The sequence below is a fragment of the Burkholderia sp. 567 genome (assembly GCF_040545115.1).
Lineage (GTDB): Bacteria > Pseudomonadota > Gammaproteobacteria > Burkholderiales > Burkholderiaceae > Burkholderia > Burkholderia ambifaria.
The window spans coordinates 983643-1002193 of sequence record NZ_JBEPLG010000001.1; the positions used below are offsets into that span (position 1 = coordinate 983643).

An 18551-nucleotide genomic window follows, 5' to 3' on the forward strand; every position below is an offset into this window, starting at 1 on the left:
TCTCTAGGCTCGTAGCTCAGCTGGTTAGAGCACCACCTTGACATGGTGGGGGTCGTTGGTTCGAGTCCAATCGAGCCTACCAACGAATTGAGAATGCCCGGTTTCCGGGTATTCGATGCAGTAGATAACTCAACGCGAACAGGGCGAATACGGTTATGACACCGCGAACGTTGACCGAAACCTTTTCGGAGCGACGCTAGTCGAGGAACGTTTTCGCCCTTTCAGCCTGAGTGAAGTATCGAATGCGGCCCCTCGAAAGCGGGGCCGCATTTTTTTTGTCGCGAAATTTCGCGCGCGACTTTTATATCGCGTACCTGGTTTGCCGCCCACTGTCGGCATCACGGAGATTGCTATGGTTTCGATACGCTTGCCTGACGGCTCAGTTCGACAATACGAGCATCCGGTGACAGTTGCCGAGGTTGCAGCCTCGATCGGTCCCGGCCTCGCGAAGGCTGCGCTTGGAGGCAAGCTCGACGGCGAGCTCGTCGACACGTCCACGGTCATCGATCGCGACGCAGCGCTCGCGATCATCACGGACAAGGATGCCGACGGTCTCGACATCATCCGTCACTCGACCGCGCACTTGCTCGCGTACGCGGTGAAGGAACTGTATCCGGATGCGCAGGTGACGATCGGTCCCGTGATCGACAACGGCTTCTACTACGACTTCTCGTATAACCGCCCGTTTACGCCCGAAGATCTGGAAAAGATCGAAAAGCGCATGCAGGAAATCGCGAAGAAGGACGAGCCGGTGACGCGCCGCGTCGTGTCGCGCGACGAGGCGGCCGGCTATTTCCGCAGCATCGGCGAGAAGTACAAGGCCGAGATCATCGAATCGATTCCGCAAAGCGACGAAATCAAGCTGTACTCGCACGGCGGCTTCACGGATCTGTGCCGCGGCCCGCACGTGCCGTCGACCGGCAAGCTGAAGGTCTTCAAGCTGATGAAGGTCGCGGGCGCGTACTGGCGCGGCGACTCGAAGAACGAGCAGCTGCAGCGCATCTACGGTACGGCCTGGACGAAGAAGGAAGACCAGGACCAATACCTGCACATGCTCGAGGAAGCGGAAAAGCGCGACCACCGCAAGCTCGGCAAGCAGCTCGACCTGTTCCACATGCAGGAAGAGTCGCCGGGCATGGTGTTCTGGCATCCGAAGGGCTGGGCGCTGTGGCAGCAGGTCGAGCAGTACATGCGCCGCCGCGTGAACGACGCCGGCTACCTCGAGATCAAGACGCCGATGATCATGGACCGCTCGCTGTGGGAAGCGTCGGGCCACTGGCAGAACTACCGCGAGAACATGTTCACGACGGAGTCGGAGAAGCGCGACTACGCGATCAAGCCGATGAACTGTCCGGGGCACGTTCAGGTGTTCAAGCACGGCCTGCGCTCGTACCGCGACCTGCCGCTGCGCTACGCGGAATTCGGTTCGTGCCACCGCAACGAGGCATCGGGCGCGCTGCATGGCCTGATGCGCGTGCGCGGCTTCGTGCAGGACGATGCGCACATCTTCTGTACGGAAGAGCAGTTCATCGCCGAATCGATCGCGTTCAATACGCTGGCGATGAGCGTGTACAAGGATTTCGGGTTCGAGCACATCGACATCAAGCTGTCGCTGCGCCCCGAACAGCGTGCGGGCACGGATGAAACGTGGGATCGTGCCGAGCAGGGCCTGCGCGACGCGCTGACGGCGTGCGGCCTGTCGTGGGAAGAGCTGCCGGGCGAAGGTGCGTTCTATGGTCCGAAGATCGAGTACCACATCAAGGATGCGCTCGGCCGGTCGTGGCAGTGCGGCACGCTGCAGCTCGACATGGTGCTGCCGGAGCGCCTCGGTGCCGAGTACGTCGCGGAGGACAACAGCCGCCGCCGGCCGGTGATGCTGCACCGTGCGATCGTCGGTTCGATGGAGCGATTCCTCGGCATTCTGATCGAGCACCATGCCGGCGCGATGCCGGCCTGGCTCGCGCCGTTCCAGGCAGTTGTGCTCAATATCGCCGAAAGTCAGGTGGAATATGCACACTCTCTGACCCAAACGTTGCAAAAACAAGGGGTTAGGGTGGCGGGCGATTTGCGCAACGAGAAGATTAGCTATAAAATACGCGAGCACACGCTGGAAAAGGTGCCTTATCTCCTCGTCGTGGGGGATAAGGAGCGTGATGCGCAAACGGTAGCCGTGCGTGCCCGTGGCGGCGTCGATCTTGGCGTTATGCCGATCGAAGCCTTCGTTGAGCGTCTGCAGGAAGACCTGCGCTCGTTCAAGTAACCGCCCTGGCAGCGCGGCTCGTTTTTTTAATTTTTAGAGGAAACGTAACATCGCTACTGATAAGTCGTCGCATCGCATCAACGGTGAAATTTCTGCGCCGGAAGTGCGTCTGGTCGGGCTCGAGAACGAACCGCTCGGTATCGTAAAACTCGCTGATGCGTTCCGTAAATCGGAAGAACTGGATGTCGACCTGGTGGAAATCGCGCCGCAAGCGGTTCCCCCGGTCTGCCGCCTGATGGACTACGGCAAGTTCAAGTATCAGGAGTCCAAGAAGCAGCACGAAGCGAAGCTGAAGCAGAAGGTCATCCAGGTGAAGGAAGTCAAATTCCGCCCGGGTACCGATGACGGTGACTACAACGTCAAGCTCCGCAATCTCGTGCGCTTCCTCGAAGAGGGCGACAAGACGAAGATCACGTTGCGTTTCCGCGGCCGCGAAATGGCTCACCAAGAGATCGGCATGCGGATGCTGGAGCGTCTGCGCACGGATCTCGAGGAAGTCGGCCAGGTCGAGCAGATGCCGAAGATGGAAGGGCGCCAGATGATCATGGTGCTCTCGCCGAAGAAAAAGAAGTAACGGGCCCGCGCGCACGGCGCGCAGGTTCGGAAGTGGTTCGGTGCGTTGCCCGGTCAGGGCGGCGCGCCAACAATGACGGCGGCTGCGCAAGCGGTTCGCCGTACACAAGTGGACTGGGTTTCGAAGGGCGGGTCAAGGGCGCATGCCAACCGCACACCCATCGCCATCTAATAAACTGGAGTTGTTCGTCATGCCTAAGATGAAGACCAAGAAGAGTGCTGCAAAGCGCTTCGTGGTGCGTCCGGGCGGTACCGTCAAGCGCGGTCAAGCCTTCAAGCGTCACATCCTGACCAAGAAAACCACGAAGAACAAGCGTCACCTGCGCGGCGCAACGGCAGTTCATGATTCCGATCTGAACTCCGTCCGCGCAATGCTGCCGTTCGCGTAACCCCTCAACTGATACTCTAAGGAGAGAAACATGCCTCGAGTCAAACGTGGGGTAACCGCACGGGCCCGCCACAAGAAGATCATCAAGCTGGCCAAGGGTTATCGCGGCCGTCGCAATAACGTCTACCGCATCGCCAAGCAGGCGGTGATGCGTGCTGGTCAGTACGCGTACCGCGATCGCCGCAACAAGAAGCGTGTGTTCCGCGCACTGTGGATCACGCGTATCAACGCGGCAGTTCGCCAGCACGACATGACCTACAGCGTGTTCATCAACGGCCTGAAGAAGGCGTCGATCGAACTCGACCGCAAGGTCCTGGCCGACATGGCGGTGTTCGACAAGGCTGCTTTTGCTGCGATCGTCCAGCAGGTGAAAGCCGCCGTTGCAGCCTAATTGCGAAATTAGCACTGCGTGGTGAGTTGCAGCGATGTTCCGGTAGTTTCGGCCGCTGCAGCGAAAACGGGGCTCTTCCGAGCCCCTTTTTTGTTTGGTGGGCAGATTTGCTCGCCAAGACCGAATGACGTTGGAAATGATGGGATCTATGGATCTGGACCAGATTGTCGCCGACGCGCAGCAGTCCTTCGAACAGGCTGCCGACATCACCACGCTCGAAAACGAGAAAGCACGATTTCTCGGCAAGTCGGGTGCGCTGACCGAGTTGCTCAAGGGCCTCGGCAAGCTCGATCCCGAAGCACGCAAGACCGAAGGCGCACGCATCAACGTCGCGAAGCAGCAGGTTGAAGCCGCGCTGAACGCCCGTCGCCAGGCGCTCGCCGACGCGCTGCTGAACCAGCGCCTCGCCGCCGAGGCGATCGACGTCACGCTGCCGGGCCGCGGCGCCGGTGCAGGCAGCCTGCACCCGGTGATGCGCACGTGGGAGCGCGTCGAACAGATTTTCCGCTCGATCGGCTTCGACGTGGCCGACGGTCCCGAAATCGAGACCGACTGGTACAACTTCACGTCGCTGAACAGCCCGGAGAACCATCCGGCGCGTTCGATGCAGGACACCTTCTACGTCGAAGGCAAGGATGCCGACGGCCGCCAGCTGCTGCTGCGCACGCACACGAGCCCGATGCAGGTGCGTTACGCGCGCATGAACCGTCCGCCGATCAAGGTGATCGCGCCCGGCCGCACGTACCGCGTGGACAGCGATGCGACGCACTCGCCGATGTTCAATCAGGTCGAGGGGCTGTGGATCGACGAGAACATCAGCTTCGCCGACCTCAAGGGCGTCTATACCGATTTCCTGAAGAAATTCTTCGAGCGCGACGACATCCTCGTGCGCTTCCGTCCGTCGTATTTCCCGTTCACGGAACCGTCGGCCGAGATCGACATGATGTTCGAGCACGGCAAGAACGCCGGCAAATGGCTCGAGATCTCGGGCTCGGGGCAGGTGCATCCGACCGTGATCCGCAACATGGGCCTCGATCCCGAGCGCTACATCGGCTTTGCGTTCGGCAGCGGCCTCGAGCGCCTGACGATGCTGCGCTACGGCGTGCAGGATCTCCGGCTGTTCTTCGAGAACGACCTGCGTTTCCTGCGCCAGTTCGCATAACGCACGCGCCGCGCCGACATGTGCCCGCGCACGCCCCGCCGGACGTTTCCGACGGGGCCCGGGCGTCGATCTAACCTGTTTCGAACGTAGACATCCATGCAATTCCCTGAATCCTGGTTGAGAACCTTTGTCGACCCGCAGCTGACGACCGACGAGCTGTCGCACGCGCTGACGATGGCGGGGCTCGAAGTCGAATCGCTGAGCAAGGCTGCGCCGCCGACGTCGAAGATCGTCGTCGGCCGCGTGCTCGAAGTCGTCAAGCATCCGGATGCGGACAAGCTCAATGTCTGCCAGGTCGACGCCGGCACCGGCGCGACGCTGAATATCGTTTGCGGCGCACCGAACGTGGCGCCTGGCATCAAGGTGCCGGTCGCGCTGGTCGGCGCGGAACTGCCGCCGGCGGAAGAGGGCGGCAAGCCGTTCGCGATCAAGCTGTCGAAGCTGCGCGGCGTCGAGAGCCAGGGGATGCTGTGCTCGGCGCGCGAGCTGAAGCTGTCCGAGGACCACAGCGGCCTGCTGATCCTGCCGGAAGACACGCCGGTCGGCCAGGACATCCGCGACACGCTCAATCTCGACGACACGATCTTCGAAATCAAGCTGACGCCGAACAAGGCCGATTGCCTGTCCGTGTTCGGCATCGCGCGCGAGACGGCTGCGATCACCGGGGCGCCGCTGACGCCGGTCGACATCCGCCCGGTGCGCGTCGAGCTCGACGAGACGCTGCCCGTGCGCATTGCCGCGCCCGATCTGTGCGGCCGCTTCTCGGGCCGCGTGATCCGCGGCGTGAACGCACACGCGAAGACGCCGCAATGGATGGTCGAGCGCCTCGAGCGTTCGGGCCAGCGCAGCGTGTCGGCGCTCGTCGACATCTCGAACTACGTGATGTTCGAGCTTGGCCGTCCGTCGCACGTGTTCGACCTGGACAAGATCCACGGCGGCATCGAGGTGCGCTGGGGCAAGCGCGGCGAATCGCTGAAGCTGCTGAACGGCAATACGGTCGAACTCGACGAAACGGTCGGCGTGATCGCGGACGACCGCCACGTCGAAAGCCTCGCGGGCATCATGGGCGGCGACAGCACGGCCGTCACGCTCGACACGACCAACATCTACCTGGAAGCCGCGTTCTGGTGGCCGGACAGCATCCGTGGCCGCGCGCGCAAGTACAACTTCTCGACCGACGCGGCCCATCGCTTCGAGCGCGGCGTCGACTACGCAACCACCGTCGAGCACGTCGAGCGCATTACGCAACTGATTCTCGAGATCTGCGGCGGCAAGGCCGGCCCGATCGACGATCAGGCGGTCAACCTGCCGCAGCGCGCACCGGTGAAGATGCGCGTATCGCGCGCGAACCGCATCATCGGCGTGAAGATCGACGCCGACGAGATCGCGGACATCTTCACGCGCCTCGGCCTGCCGTTCGAGCGTGACGACGACGCATTCCTGGTCACGCCGCCGTCGCACCGCTTCGACATCGAGATCGAGGAAGACCTGATCGAGGAGGTCGCCCGCATTTACGGCTTCGAGAAGATCCCGGCGCGTCCGCCGGTCGCGACGAGCGAGATGCGCGCGACCAACGAGACGCAGCGTTCGATCCACGACATCCGTCATGCGCTGGCGGCGCGCGACTACGCGGAAACGGTCAACTTCAGCTTCGTCGATGCGGAGTGGGAGCAGGATTTCGCCGGCAACGACAACCCGATTCGCCTGCTGAATCCGATCGCGAGCCAGCTGTCGGTGATGCGTACGACGCTGTTCGGCAGCCTGATCTCGGTGCTGCGCCACAACCTGAACCGTCGCGCGGATCGCGTGCGCGTGTTCGAGGCCGGCCGCGTGTTCCTCGCCGATTCGTCGGTGAAGGCCGGCGAGCTGACCGTCGAAGGCTACACGCAGCCGAAACGTGTCGGCGCGCTCGCGTACGGCCCGGCGGTCGACGAGCAGTGGGGCGTGGCCACGCGCGCAGTCGATTTCTTCGACGTGAAGGGCGATCTCGAGGCGCTGCTCGCGCCGGCCGCCGCGCGCTTCGTGAAGGCCGAACATCCGGCCCTTCATCCGGGCCGCAGCGCGCGCATCGAAGTCGATGGCCGCGCGGTCGGCTGGATCGGCGAGCTGCATCCGCGCCTGATGCAGAAGTACGAGCTGCCGCACGCGCCGGTGATGTTCGAAATCGACACGGACGCGCTCACCGCGCGTGCGCTGCCGGCACCGACCGACGTGTCGAAATTCCCGCCGGTACGGCGCGATATCGCCGTCGTGGTCGATCAGGCGGTCGAGGTTCAGGCACTTTTCGACGAAATGAAGAAGGCGCTGGCCGAAGACGCCTGCCGATTCGTTCAGAAGGTTGTACTCTTCGACGAATTTCGTGCAAAATCAAATACTTCCGGTGGCCTTGCCACGCACGAGAAGAGCCTTGCCTTCCGCGTGACGCTGCAGGATCCGGCTGGCACGCTACAGGACGAGGTCGTCGATCAGGCGATCCAGACGCTGGTCGAGCGAATGGCTCGTGCCGGTGCCCGCCTGCGCGGCTAAGGAGAGGGGCCGCCCGTTGGCGGGCGGCTTTTTCCCCTCGCAAGTTTTGGTTTAACGCGCTGTATGGCAGATATGAACGACATGACCTCGAGTGAATTCGAAGCCCTCCTGACGGCGCAACGCAGCGCCATGAACCGCGACGCTTCGGCGCCGGCGTCCACCGAGACGCCGACGCTGACGAAAGCGGAACTGGCGGAGCTGCTGTTCGACAGCGTCGGGCTGAACAAGCGTGAAGCGAAGGACATGGTCGAGGCTTTTTTCGAAGTGATCCGCGACGCGCTCGAAAACGGTGAAAGCGTCAAGCTGTCGGGATTCGGCAATTTCCAGCTGCGCGACAAGCCGCAGCGTCCGGGCCGCAATCCGAAGACGGGCGAGGCGATTCCGATCGCGGCCCGCCGGGTGGTAACCTTCCACGCGAGCCAGAAGCTCAAGGCGCTGGTCGAAAACGGCGTGGAATGACGCCCGCGCGTTGACGCCTCCGCGCGGCCGCCGCGCACCCTTTACCGACGGTTAACCGACGATGACCACTACGGTTGAGAAAGTCGTCTTGCCTCCGATTCCCGCGAAGCGCTACTTCACGATCGGTGAAGTCAGTGAGCTGTGCGGGGTCAAGCCGCACGTGCTGCGTTACTGGGAACAGGAATTCACGCAGTTGCGGCCGGTGAAGCGGCGAGGCAATCGCCGGTATTACCAGCATCACGAAGTCCTGCTGATCCGGCGGATTCGCGAGCTGCTGTACGAACAGGGGTTCACGATCAACGGGGCGCGCAACCGGCTCGATTCGCCGGGCAGCGAACGCGGCGCCCCGGCACCGGCCGAGCCGGACGTGCGGGGAGCCGATGAGCGTGCGGCGGGCCAGCAGGGTGAGACGGTCGACGTGAACGCGCTGCGGCAGGCGCTCCTCGACGTGATCGACGGATTGAAGCGCGACTGAGCGTCACTGAGCGCGACGCTCGAAACAAACAAAGCCCGGTTGGCGAAGTGCCACCGGGCTTTTTTCATGCGCGCGGGCCCGCGCTGTCAGCGCGATGCGAGCGGATTCGGCTTGCCCATGTCGACGACCAGCGTGCCGTCCGGCAGCATCCGCACCGAGCCCTGCGCGACCTGGCTGCGGTAGCCGTACAGGTCGAAACGCATCGGGCCGGCCTCGGCAGAGTTCCGGATCAGCGCGCGCACATTCAGTTCGAGCACGTTGAACATCTTCATGTCGCCGCCTTCCATCCACATGTAGCTCGGCGCGTCGATCTGCGGGCGCTTCGCCACGGGTGCGTCGGCGGGACGCCGGAACGTGAGGCGCAGCCCGTCGCGTTCGACCGTCGCCTGCGCGAGTTTGCCGTTCAGCACTGGCGGCGGAAATACGGTGTACTGATCGAGCACGAGCGTGTCGCCGCGCAGTTCCGCGCCGCGGCGCTGCAGCGGCGTCAGCGACGCGAGTTCGATGCCGAGCGAGCGCAGCAGCTTCGCCTGTGGAATGCCGAGCACCGACACCTGCGACGGCTTGAACGCAAGGTGCCGGTCGTCGAGCACCGACAGCGAGCCCTTCATGTCGGTCGGCAGCCACACGCCGGGCACGTGATTCCAGAGCTTGATGCCGCCCTGGACGCGCAGGTCCTGGCCGTCCGCGCTCAGTTGCAGGTCGTTCAGCGAGCGCGGCGAATAGTCGAGCAGATAGTTGTTGAAGAGGGCCGACATCGCCTTCCACGATTCGACGACCGTTCCGCCGAGAATGCGAATGTCGTACTGGTTCGGATCGTCGAGGTCGACCGGCTCGCCCGGCCGTTTCGCGATGAGTTGCACGTCGAGATCCTCGACATGGAAGCCGATGTCGCCGGACAGGTTGAAGTCGACGTTGTGCAGGTGGATCGTCGGGTTGCGGTTCGACACGTGCCGTTCGTTGAACGGCGTGGTCGACGTGCGCCGCATCGCGACCTTCCGCACGCCGGGCTGCGCCGCCGCGGCCGCGAGCGCAAACGCTTCCCAGTGCTGTCGCAAGTCGCGCAACGCGTTCTGCTGCGCGGCGAGGAAGCTGTCGTTCAGGCGGGCGGCCGTATTGCCCAGCGCGGCGCCGCTCGCGGGCCCCGCATACGACGGCATCCGGATCGCCATCGCACCGCTTTCGTCGAAATTGAAATAGCCGGCCGATACCTGGTCGCGATAGTGATACAGGTCGAACACGAAATTCTGGCCGCGCTTCGTCGGATCGACGGGGCTGATCAGGATGTCGGCGTTCATCGGCATCGAGCGCATGAATTTCACGTCGCCGCCGCGGATGTACATCGCCTGTTGCGGCGCGTTCGCGGGCAGCGCGAAGCCGGCGTGCGAGCCGTCGTCGAGCGTCAGGTCGAGCCCGGCCGGCGTCACGCGCAGCGCGGTGATCCGGATCTTCAGCCGCGGCGGCGGCATCAGCTTGTCGACCGACATCACGAGGTCGTCGCCGACGAGCCGCGCGATCGGTGTCTCGACCTTCAGCAGGTCGGCCATCTTCACGTTGGCCGCGCGCATCACCGGCTGCGCATTGATGCCCGATACGCGCACGCCGCTCGGGTGGAACACGAGCTGACTGCCGTCGCGGATCGCCAGCGTGCCGGTCAGCGAGAACGGCACCCAGCCGTCGCGCTGCATCTCGCCTTGCAGATGGATCACGCCGTCGCCCGCCGAGACGGCGAGCTTGCGCAGCGGTGCGTTGCGGTAACCGAAGATGTAGGTGTCGAAGAGTGCGGTCAGCTTTGTGTTGTCGAGCGTGACCGTGCCTTCGTGCACGTCGATCTCGAAGCTCGTCGGATCATCGAACACGATCGGCGCGCCGGCCTGCGTCGGCACGAGTGTTGCGGACAACTGATGAATGAAGAAGCCGAGGTTGTTGACGATGCGGAAATCGACATCGCGCAGAAACGTCATCGCACCGTTCTGGCCCGAGTCGCGCAGCGTGAACGGGCGCGGCTGCGTGAGGCTGATCGACGCGAGCGACGGCACGGTGCGGGCGATCTGCCGTTCATGGGCGAGACGTTCGGCCTTCGCGCGCTCGATCTTCGTCGAGGCGACCGACGCGTTGCCGTCGCGCTGCGCGGCTGGTTCCGCGCAGCCGGCGCAGAGCAGCGCGAGCGCCAGCGCGCCGCAGCCGAATGCGCGGAAGGTGCCGTGTGAGACCGAGGCCGCCGCGCGTCGCGGGGCAGCCATCCAGTCGAGAATTGCCAAAGGCGTGCGATGGCCGCGCCGGACCGCATTCCGCATCGTCTGTCTCCAGGTCTTGTCGTGATCGACGTGGGCACGCGGCTCGTGCGCAGCGCGGACGTCGATGCCGTGCAGTGTGGCATAGCGCGCTAGAGCGGCGTCACCAAACAACGGGCGTGCGGGCAAGGCCGGGCGACGCACGACAGGACAATGGATTCCCGGTGGCAGGGCGGCAAGATCAAACGGTCGTTTGGTTCTGCGGCCAGGGCGGCCGGCGCGCCCGGCCGATCGTCAAACCCGGCGCCGACATGGGCTGACGCGGGTTTTCGTGCGGGGTGGGGGCGGCGACGGACGCGGTATCGCTGTCGTCGCCGTCACCGCCGTCACCGCCGATCAGACCAGATGTGCAGCCGGCCGATGCGCCATGCGCGTCGATTTCGCGTCGATCTCGCGCCGGGTAAGCGCACGGTAGCGATCCGCGGCGAAACGGCGATCGTCCTTTTCGACTAGGACGCGACGTGGGTTGCCGGTGCGATTCGCGCAACTTGCCGTGGGTCCGTCGGCCGAGGCGCGGTAAGATCGGCATCAGTGGCTGGATGGATCAGCATGGTGGCCGACACGGGGGAGGCGTCATGGATCTGAAGGAACTCGACGTATTGGGAGCGGATGTAGGCGATCACTGGTACTACGCGTCGAAGGCGCGCGCGATCCGTCGGTTCCTGGGCTCGCCGGATGCGAGCCGGATCCTCGACGTCGGCGCGGGCTCGGGATTCTTTTCCAAGCATTTGCTCGAGCGCACGCAGGCGACCGAAGCGTGGTGTGTCGATACGAGCTACCCCGACGATACCGACGGCGAGGCGGCCGGCAAGCCCGTCCATTTTCGCCGCGCCGTCGATCGATTCGATGCCGATCTCGTGTTGCTGATGGATGTCCTCGAGCACGTCGATGACGATGTCGGGCTGCTTGCGCGATATGTGGAGGGTGCGCCCAAGGGCAGCCGGTTCCTGATCACGGTTCCCGCGTTTCAGTTCCTCTGGAGCGCGCATGACGACTTTCTCGAGCACAAGCGCAGGTACACGCTCGACGGTCTTGAAGACGTCGCACGTCGCGCGGGGCTGGAGGTCGAGCACGGCGCGTACTACTTCGGCCTTACGTTTCCGCTCGCGGCGGCAATGCGGCTGAGCGAACGCGCGCGCCGGCAACCGCGCGAACCGGCGTCGCAATTGCGCCGGCACCATCCGGTCGTCAACGGTTTGCTCAAGCTGATCTGCCGGGCCGAGTTGCCGATGTTCCGGTTCAATCGGATGGCGGGCCTCACGGTCATCTGTGTCGCGCGCAAGCGGTGAGCATGGGGCGGAGCGCATGGCCGGCCCAGGCGCGCGGCAGGACGTGCGTTGCCGCTCGCGTCGAGGCCGCCACGTGCTGTCACGCCAGCTCGAAAGAATTTCGCAGGAACATTCACAAAATGCATGCGACCCGTTCTAAACGGGCGAACTGTCTGTTATAATTTTTTTCTTTCGGGGCGTAGCGCAGCCTGGTAGCGTACCTGCATGGGGTGCAGGTGGTCGGAGGTTCAAATCCTCTCGCCCCGACCAGATAAAGAACCCGCGTCAGTTCAGGCTGACGCGGGTTTTTTCTTGGCCGTCGCTTTTTTGCACATCCCGGCGCGGCCCCGGTAAAATGCAAGGTTGATCCACGGAAAGCGCCGTGATTTAGCGGAAGAGGATTCCCCGAACATGACTGATCTTCGTCTTACCATGCGGTTCGCTGCAGTGCTCGCCACTGGCGCGCTCGTCGCCGGTTGCGGTACGTCGTCGCCCACGAAAGTGGACTACAAGAGCGATTCGAAATCGAAGGAAGCGTCGCTCGCAGTGCCGCCCAACATGCTTGACGAGACGGCCGATCAGCGTTCGCTGCCGCCGCAGGGCGGCGCGACTTCCCTGTCTGCGCTTCAGCAGGTCCAGCACGCGGCACCCGCGCTGGACACCGTCGCGCCCGCCGTGTCCGGCATGCATATCCAGCGCGACGGCACCGAGAGCTGGCTCGTGATCGACGGCAAGAAGCCCGCCGACATCTGGCCGCAGGTTCGCCGCTTCTGGCAGGAGCAGGGCTTCCTGCTCGTCGTCGACCAGCGCGACAAGGGCGTGATGGAAACCGACTGGAACGAGACCCATCCGCAGATCAACGACGGCCTGATCCGTAGCGTGATCACGAAGGCGATGGGCAACTCGTACGTGACGGCCGAGCGCAACAAGTACCGCACGCGCCTCGATTCGGCACCCAACGGCGGCACCTACGTGTTCATCAGCCAGAAGGGCATGCGCGAGGCGATCACCGGTGCGAACAACGATTCGAGCAAGTGGGAAGCGAAGCCGAACGATCCGGCGCTCGAGACGGAATACCTGAAGCGGCTGATGGCAGTGCTCGCCCAGAACGAGCAGCGTGCGAAGAACGGCGAGCCGCCGATCGCGAACATCAACGACAACACGGTGCCGAAGGACAAGAAGGCGGACACCGACGCATCGAAGGCTGCCGCCGCCGCGATTGCCGCGCAGAACGTCGCGCGCACGTCGTCGCAAGCGAACGACGTCGACTCGGCTGCGGTGCCGTCCGAAGTCACGCTCGGCGAGCCGTACGACCGTTCGTGGCTGCACGTCGGCCTCGCGCTCGATCGCGCGAACTTCACGGTCGACGATCGCGATCGCACGAAGGGCCTGTATTTCGTGCGTTATGTCGATCCGAAGGACATCAGCGCGGCCGAGCAGGGTTTCTGGAGCCAGCTGTTCCACGGCAAGAAGGAAAAGCAGGCGAAGCAGTATCGCGTCAACGTGAAGGCGCTGTCGTCCGACCAGACGCGCGTCGCAGTGGTCGACGATTCGGGTGCGATCGATACGTCGACGCCGGCCCGGCAAATCATGGGGCTGCTCGTGAATCAGCTGCGCTGATCGCGGCACGATCCCGGCATTCGAAAAGCCCGCCTTCCGGCGGGCTTTTTTCATTGTCGCGCGCGTGCCGCCGGCGTGTGCCGGACGTTCGATCCCTTCTCGTGACGTTACGTAACATCCGCGCGTTACGGCCGCTGGACAGGTGTTACATCGTCATGACCTCAGAAAATATCCTTATGGATCAATGGCGTACTTTCGTAAGTGCGCCTGGCACACAAACTGCTTTATAAGGTGGAATCGTGAAGACAGGGGGCGTCAGAGAGCGGGCGGCGTCTCGACCGTCCGACCGACGTCTTCAGATGCCGGGGCTGCAAGCGCCGGCGCAAAACTGATAACGATCCGCGCGATGCGCGGATCCCGATGGCCCCGTCGCCTTTCCTCGTAGGGCGACGGTTTCGCCCGCGCTTCTTCTGGAGCGCGGGCAATTTTTTTTGTGGGGCGGCAAAGCGAGTGCGTGCCGATCCAGCCGCGGGTATTCGTATTGGTCGAGCGCTGGGAGGGTGAGGCTGCGTTGGCCGTGCATGTGCGTTTGACACACATTGCGGCTTGCCGCGGAGCGGTCGCGGACGGATTGATCGTTCCGGGATCCGCGCGCTGTGGAGGTTCGTTTGAGGCGGCCGGACGCATTGCCGGCCGCTGCGATCCGTCAGTGCGACGTGCTGGGTACGTCGAGAATCAGGATGATCGTCCAGTCGGCATCGCCGTCGTGATGATACTGGCGTTCGGCGACGATGAACGGTTGCTGCTTGCCTTGCGGGCCGAGGAAAAGCACATCGCCCTCCATCGGCAGGCACTCGATCGGCGGCAGCGCGAGGAACGCGTCGGTCGAGCCGCGCGGCATCAGTTGCTTGATCTTGCGAGTGGCTTCTTCGGTCCACTCGATGTCGAGTTGAATGTTGCTCATGCTGTCCTCCGCACCGGGGTGCGCACGGGTGGAAAATTTCGGTGCGCGACTTTAGCACAACGCGCGGGCGCCGCAACCAAAAAAGCCGAACCCGGTTGCCCGGATTCGGCTTTTCGCTTGTGCGGTGCCGCCGAACTTACTGGCTGGCAGCTTCTGCCGGAGCCGCCTTCTTGGCGGCCTTCTTCGCTGCCTTGTGATGCATCGCCTTCTTGACGTGGTGATGCTCTTCCTGCGCCGCCGGCTGTGCAGCCTCGGCTGCTTGCTGCTGTTGCAGTGCCTGTGCGCGCTGCTCGATCTCGGCGATCTTTGCCGGATCGGTGATGGTCTGGATTTGCGTGCTCTCTTGCGCATACGCTGCGCCAGTCAGCGCCGACATCGCGACCAGAATAGCCAGGGACGTCTTCTTCATTGCTTTACCTCCGCTAAGTGGTGATGAACCCGAATGTTGCCGTTTTGTCTGGCGACTGCAATCGAGTGCGTGTCGAGTGTAACAAAAGTGACGGATCAATGTGCACCGGATCGAGGCGCAGCGCAAGGCCCCGTTGAAGTCGCGCAACACTTCGTGCGTTCCGTCACGCGCCTGCCATCCGGGGCGATACCGTCGCTTTCGCCTCCGGTGCACGTGGCGCCGTCAGAACCAGCCGAGCCATCGATAGACGTGAAATTGCGCGATGCCGACCAGCTCGTGCAACGCCCGGTTCGCGTTTTCCAGGTTGTCCCGGCGCGGCAGCCAGCCCAGTTGCGCGCGCCGGCGGTTCGAATAAACGGGCTGCGGATCGATGCCGAAGTGGCGGAAGTCGAGCAATGCGCGGCGCATCTGGTACGACGACGCGACGAGAATGCGCGTGTCGTCATGTTGTGAGCGTAGTATAGAAGCAGTGAATTTCGCGTTTTCGTAGGTCGTACGGCTGTTCGGCTCGAGCACGAGGTCGCCGGGGGCGACACCTTCCGCCACCAGCCGGCGTCCGTAGACGGCCGCCTCGGTTTCGCCGTGATGTTGCGGATCGCCGCCCGACATCACCACGGTGCAGCGGGTGGCCTGCTGCACGCACGTGCGATAGAGCGCGGCGGTCGTGCGGATGCGCGCTTCGCCGTCGGGCGGCGCCTGCAGGCCGGTTTCGCCGCGCCGCGTGCCGATGCCGAGCGTGATCAGCGTGGTCCGGCCGTGCATGGCGGGGTGCTCGACCGGCGTCACACCGGCCTCGGTCCACGCGATGAGCGGCGCCGCGAGCCAGCCGGTCGCAAGCAGCCAGAACACCGCGGCGCCGACGATCGCGATCTGTCGCCGCCGCTTGCGGCAGAGCATGAAACAGATGAAGAGAAGTACAAACGAATCGAACAGAATCAATTTGATTGGGGTATGGTGTCTTTTTATGGACGGCTGACGATCTGGCCCTAACGCGACGCCGAACGTCGGCCTCCAGAATCGGTGGCGGTATCGGCGGGCGGAGCTCCCGCCCGGCACGCCGCTTCGCATTGTCGCTGCACTTTAAGAAAGAATCGAGATGGCCACGTATTCCAACGAAGCGGTGCTCGACGCATTGAGACGAGTGCAGTACCGCCAGGTACCGTGGGCGCGCCGCCCGGGCGTGTTCGAGTATCTCCGGTCACTAGGACTGATGGACACGGTCAGGCAGAAGACCGTTGCGCCCGCACCGGGTTTTCATGCGCCGGTCGACATCGCGGTGCTGACCGACAATGGTCGAGCCGAATGCGCGCGCCTCGAGCGCGACGAGAAATTACTTTCCTGGACCGATCGCCGTATGGACGACTACGCATTGAGCGAAGCCAGCGCCGTGGCGATTCTCGAAAGCCGCCTGTAGCGGCGCGCGCCTGTCCTCGCGCAGCCCTGCGCGACACGCCGAAAAAAAGCCCGTATCGCGAGGATACGGGCGTACCGGATACTTTTGCTGTTGCCATGCTGTGCTCATGGCAACGAATGTGACTCGTCGCATATCGAGCAGTTCCCGAATCGGGGAATTTTCTTTGACGAAAACCTGCAGGTTGCCGGGCTACGGATGGCGCGGCAGCTCGGTCGGCTGCGAGCCGATGCGCGCGCGTGCGTTGCTGGCGATGTCGCCGCGCAAGTCGCCGCGCGGCACGGTTTGCCGATTGGACGCCGTGGCGGGCGGTTGCTGGCGAAGGGAATTCCGGTGCTCTTGCTGGCGGTGAGGCTGCTTGCCGCGATCATCGGCGCGAGCGGGGGCGGTCAGCGCCAGTGAAATGACAATGCCGCATGCGACGAGCAGTGACATTGGTTTCATGGCGGGGGCTCCCTTCAAGCCGCCGGCGCAGCTTGTTGATATGACGCTAAGGTAAGCGCGGGAGTGCAGGTTTGCTGTAAATAATAGTAAAGAGATGTATCGCAGCACGACAGCGGGGATCGACGACGACGCGAGCGCCGCGCAATGAACGGGGCGCTGAAAGAAACCGGGCGGCCGAAGCCGCCCGATCGAGCATGCGTTACGCCATCTTCACGGGGGCGCGCCAGGATTCCGGATTGGTCCAGAAGGCGCCACGCAGCCGGTCGCGGCTCGGCGGTGCAGGCGGCTTCGCCGCGCTGGCCCCGATGCGACCGCGCAACGAGATCTGGCGGCCGCTCGTGCCGAGTCGCTTGACGATTTCGGCGAGCGTACCGTCTGCCTGCCATTCGTCGAAGCGACGGCGGCAGGTCGGCGGCGACGGATAGCGGCCCGGCAGCTTGGACCAGCCTTCACCCGTCGACAGTACCCACAGCACGGCATTGACCACGGAACGGGCCTCCACGCGGGGACGGCCGCGCCGTTCGCTTCGTGCGGGTTCCGAGCAAAACAGACCTTCGACCAGCGCCCACTCGTTATCTCTCAAATCGTCGAACAGCATCATGTCCTCACCTCAGCGAAGCTAACTCCGGTGCGCTGCCCTGCGCCGCGCACTCTTCAGGCACTCGAACGTCGAGTGCCGGGTGGGGGCGTCCGGTTGGCCGGCAGCGGCGTTTCTGCCTTCCCGTCCGACGAAAACCTGCGCCCTGTGCGTCAGATAAAGCACGATGTGTGCCACGTCGGAGGCGATTCCCTCGAGAGCCGCTTGGCAGCGGGCTAACGGCTAAGTCAGCTAGGGGCGTATAAGACGCCAAAATAACCCGGCAGCAAATCGGGACAATCACCAATCTTGTGCAATTCGCCCGTACCGCGTGCGTTCGCGCGAATATTGCACCGCAGCGAAACATGGGTGGTCGATGCCGGATTCGCACATCGAAGCGTGTTTCGCGCATTAAAATCGCGCATCGGTATCCACGATTGATGAGGTGAAGGGATGAACGTAACGCTGCGCCAGCTTCGCGTGTTCATCGAGGTAGCGCGGCTCAGGAGCTTCAGCCGCGCGGGCGACGAGATCGGGCTCACGCAGTCCGCGGTGAGCCGTTGCGTGCGCGAGCTCGAGACGGAGCTCGGGCTGAAGCTGATCGACCGGACCACGCGCGACGTGCAGTTGACCGATGTCGGCGCAAACCTGATCGCGAGCGTGTCCCGGCTGATCGACGATCTCGACGACACGCTGCGGGAGATTCGCGAGATCGGCGAGCAGCGGCGGGGGCGCGTGATCGTCGCCGCGAGCCCGACGATCGCGTGCCGGCTGATGCCGCGTGTCGTCGCGTCGTGCGAGCGCCAGTTCCCGTTCGTCACGCTTGGCTTGCGCGACGACGTGCAGAGCGACGTACTGCGCAAGGTGAAGTCGAGCGAGGTCGATTTTGGCGTCGTCATCGGCCCGCTTACCGTGGCCGATCTCGTGTGCGAACCGTTGATGACCGATTCGTTCTGTTTGGTCGCGCGCGCCGATCATCCGCTTGCGGCGCGGCCCGAGGTGCCGTGGACGGCACTCGACGGCGAGCGCCTCGTGCTGCTCGACCATGCGTCCGGAAGCCGGCCGCTGATCGACGCTGCGCTGGCCACCCATCGGGTGAATGCGACCGTCATGCAGGAACTCGGGCATTCGGCGACGGTATTCGGGCTCGTCGAGGCCGGCGTCGGCGTGAGCGTGCAGCCGTGGCTGTCGCTGCCGCTGCCGGCAGGATCGACGCTGGTCGCGCGGCCGCTGACGCCGCGTACCGAGCGTACCGTCGAGCTGGTGCGCCGCCGCGACCGGTCGCTGTCGCCCGCCGCGCAGGCGATCTGGGAGCTCGCGCGCCAGATGCCGGCGCGGGCGGAGGACCTCGACTGACGGTGCGGATCCGGCGCGCACGCCGGTACACTAC

Annotated in this window: 17 protein-coding genes, 2 tRNA genes and 1 pseudogene; 14 read left to right on the forward strand and 6 right to left on the reverse strand. The window is 64.0% G+C overall.

Annotation, left to right across the window (positions count from 1 at the left end; translation table 11 throughout):
• Positions 1 to 5 precede the first annotated feature (5 nt).
• The 9 genes from ABIC50_RS04585 (at position 6) to ABIC50_RS04625 (ending at position 8234) form a co-directional block, all read left to right on the forward strand.
• A tRNA-Val gene (locus ABIC50_RS04585) sits at positions 6 to 82 on the forward strand.
• Between the two features lie 270 nt (positions 83 to 352).
• Positions 353 to 2260, forward strand: a complete 1908-nt coding sequence (thrS, locus tag ABIC50_RS04590) for a threonine--tRNA ligase (RefSeq protein WP_175680000.1) — start codon at positions 353 to 355, stop codon at positions 2258 to 2260.
• 49 nt (positions 2261 to 2309) lie between these two features.
• Positions 2310 to 2834, forward strand: a complete 525-nt coding sequence (gene infC, locus ABIC50_RS04595; RefSeq protein ID WP_081467222.1) for a translation initiation factor IF-3 — start codon at positions 2310 to 2312, stop codon at positions 2832 to 2834.
• A 190-nt stretch (positions 2835 to 3024) separates the two neighbouring features.
• Positions 3025 to 3222, forward strand: coding sequence for a 50S ribosomal protein L35 (gene rpmI, locus ABIC50_RS04600; RefSeq protein WP_004191477.1), 198 nt, complete (start codon positions 3025 to 3027; stop codon positions 3220 to 3222).
• Positions 3223 to 3252: 30 nt separating this feature from the next.
• Entirely contained in the window at positions 3253 to 3612 is a 360-nt protein-coding gene (gene rplT, locus ABIC50_RS04605) for a 50S ribosomal protein L20 (RefSeq protein WP_006052502.1), read from the forward strand.
• Between the two features lie 148 nt (positions 3613 to 3760).
• On the forward strand, positions 3761 to 4774 hold the full coding sequence (pheS, locus tag ABIC50_RS04610) for a phenylalanine--tRNA ligase subunit alpha (protein ID WP_041489802.1): 1014 nt from the start codon (positions 3761 to 3763) through the stop codon (positions 4772 to 4774).
• 96 nt (positions 4775 to 4870) lie between these two features.
• Positions 4871 to 7300 carry a phenylalanine--tRNA ligase subunit beta gene (gene pheT, locus ABIC50_RS04615; protein ID WP_354161921.1) on the forward strand — a complete coding sequence of 810 codons (2430 nt, stop codon included), beginning with the start codon at positions 4871 to 4873 and terminating at the stop codon, positions 7298 to 7300.
• A 72-nt stretch (positions 7301 to 7372) separates the two neighbouring features.
• The gene (locus ABIC50_RS04620; RefSeq protein ID WP_006753316.1) at positions 7373 to 7759 is read left to right on the forward strand and encodes an integration host factor subunit alpha; all 387 of its coding nucleotides are present in this window, start codon (positions 7373 to 7375) and stop codon (positions 7757 to 7759) included.
• Positions 7760 to 7820: 61 nt separating this feature from the next.
• Positions 7821 to 8234, forward strand: coding sequence for a MerR family transcriptional regulator (locus ABIC50_RS04625; RefSeq protein ID WP_175655829.1), 414 nt, complete (start codon positions 7821 to 7823; stop codon positions 8232 to 8234).
• A gap of 86 nt (positions 8235 to 8320) precedes the next feature.
• Here the strand turns inward: ABIC50_RS04625 and ABIC50_RS04630 are convergent, their stop codons facing one another.
• The gene (locus ABIC50_RS04630; protein WP_354161924.1) at positions 8321 to 10531 is read right to left on the reverse strand and encodes a hypothetical protein; all 2211 of its coding nucleotides are present in this window, start codon (positions 10529 to 10531) and stop codon (positions 8321 to 8323) included.
• Positions 10532 to 11103: 572 nt separating this feature from the next.
• On the opposite strand from ABIC50_RS04630, the gene ABIC50_RS04635 reads away from it, so the two are divergent.
• The 3 genes from ABIC50_RS04635 to bamC all read left to right on the forward strand — a co-directional run bounded on the left by ABIC50_RS04635 (position 11104) and on the right by bamC (position 13416).
• Entirely contained in the window at positions 11104 to 11817 is a 714-nt protein-coding gene (locus ABIC50_RS04635; protein ID WP_011656680.1) for a class I SAM-dependent methyltransferase, read from the forward strand.
• 172 nt (positions 11818 to 11989) lie between these two features.
• Positions 11990 to 12066 (forward strand) — tRNA-Pro (locus ABIC50_RS04640).
• Positions 12067 to 12207: 141 nt separating this feature from the next.
• A complete protein-coding gene (gene bamC / locus ABIC50_RS04645) occupies positions 12208 to 13416 on the forward strand; it encodes an NlpB/DapX family lipoprotein (protein WP_011656681.1) in 1209 nt (402 codons plus the stop codon).
• 646 nt (positions 13417 to 14062) lie between these two features.
• Here bamC and ABIC50_RS04650 read toward each other — a convergent pair.
• From ABIC50_RS04650 to ABIC50_RS04660, 3 genes are all read right to left on the reverse strand, one after another.
• Complete coding sequence (locus ABIC50_RS04650) at positions 14063 to 14320, reverse strand: hypothetical protein (protein ID WP_006758856.1); 258 nt, start codon at positions 14318 to 14320, stop codon at positions 14063 to 14065.
• Positions 14321 to 14456: 136 nt separating this feature from the next.
• Positions 14457 to 14729 (reverse strand): hypothetical protein, encoded by a 273-nt coding sequence (locus tag ABIC50_RS04655; protein ID WP_011656682.1) that lies wholly within the window; start codon positions 14727 to 14729, stop codon positions 14457 to 14459.
• A gap of 222 nt (positions 14730 to 14951) precedes the next feature.
• Entirely contained in the window at positions 14952 to 15626 is a 675-nt protein-coding gene (locus tag ABIC50_RS04660) for a YdcF family protein (RefSeq protein WP_354161926.1), read from the reverse strand.
• A gap of 199 nt (positions 15627 to 15825) precedes the next feature.
• On the opposite strand from ABIC50_RS04660, the gene ABIC50_RS04665 reads away from it, so the two are divergent.
• On the forward strand, positions 15826 to 16143 hold the full coding sequence (locus ABIC50_RS04665; protein ID WP_006754206.1) for a hypothetical protein: 318 nt from the start codon (positions 15826 to 15828) through the stop codon (positions 16141 to 16143).
• Positions 16144 to 16332: 189 nt separating this feature from the next.
• On the opposite strand, the gene ABIC50_RS04670 is transcribed toward ABIC50_RS04665, so the two are convergent.
• Together ABIC50_RS04670 and ABIC50_RS04675 are read right to left on the reverse strand one after the other, a co-directional pair.
• Positions 16333 to 16584 (reverse strand): hypothetical protein, encoded by a 252-nt coding sequence (locus tag ABIC50_RS04670; RefSeq protein WP_011656684.1) that lies wholly within the window; start codon positions 16582 to 16584, stop codon positions 16333 to 16335.
• 202 nt (positions 16585 to 16786) lie between these two features.
• Positions 16787 to 17182 (reverse strand): annotated as a pseudogene (locus ABIC50_RS04675) (transposase); the annotation flags it as partial.
• Between the two features lie 432 nt (positions 17183 to 17614).
• On the opposite strand from ABIC50_RS04675, the gene ABIC50_RS04680 reads away from it, so the two are divergent.
• Positions 17615 to 18517, forward strand: coding sequence for a LysR family transcriptional regulator (locus ABIC50_RS04680; RefSeq protein WP_011656685.1), 903 nt, complete (start codon positions 17615 to 17617; stop codon positions 18515 to 18517).
• The last annotated feature ends 34 nt before the right edge of the window (positions 18518 to 18551 follow it).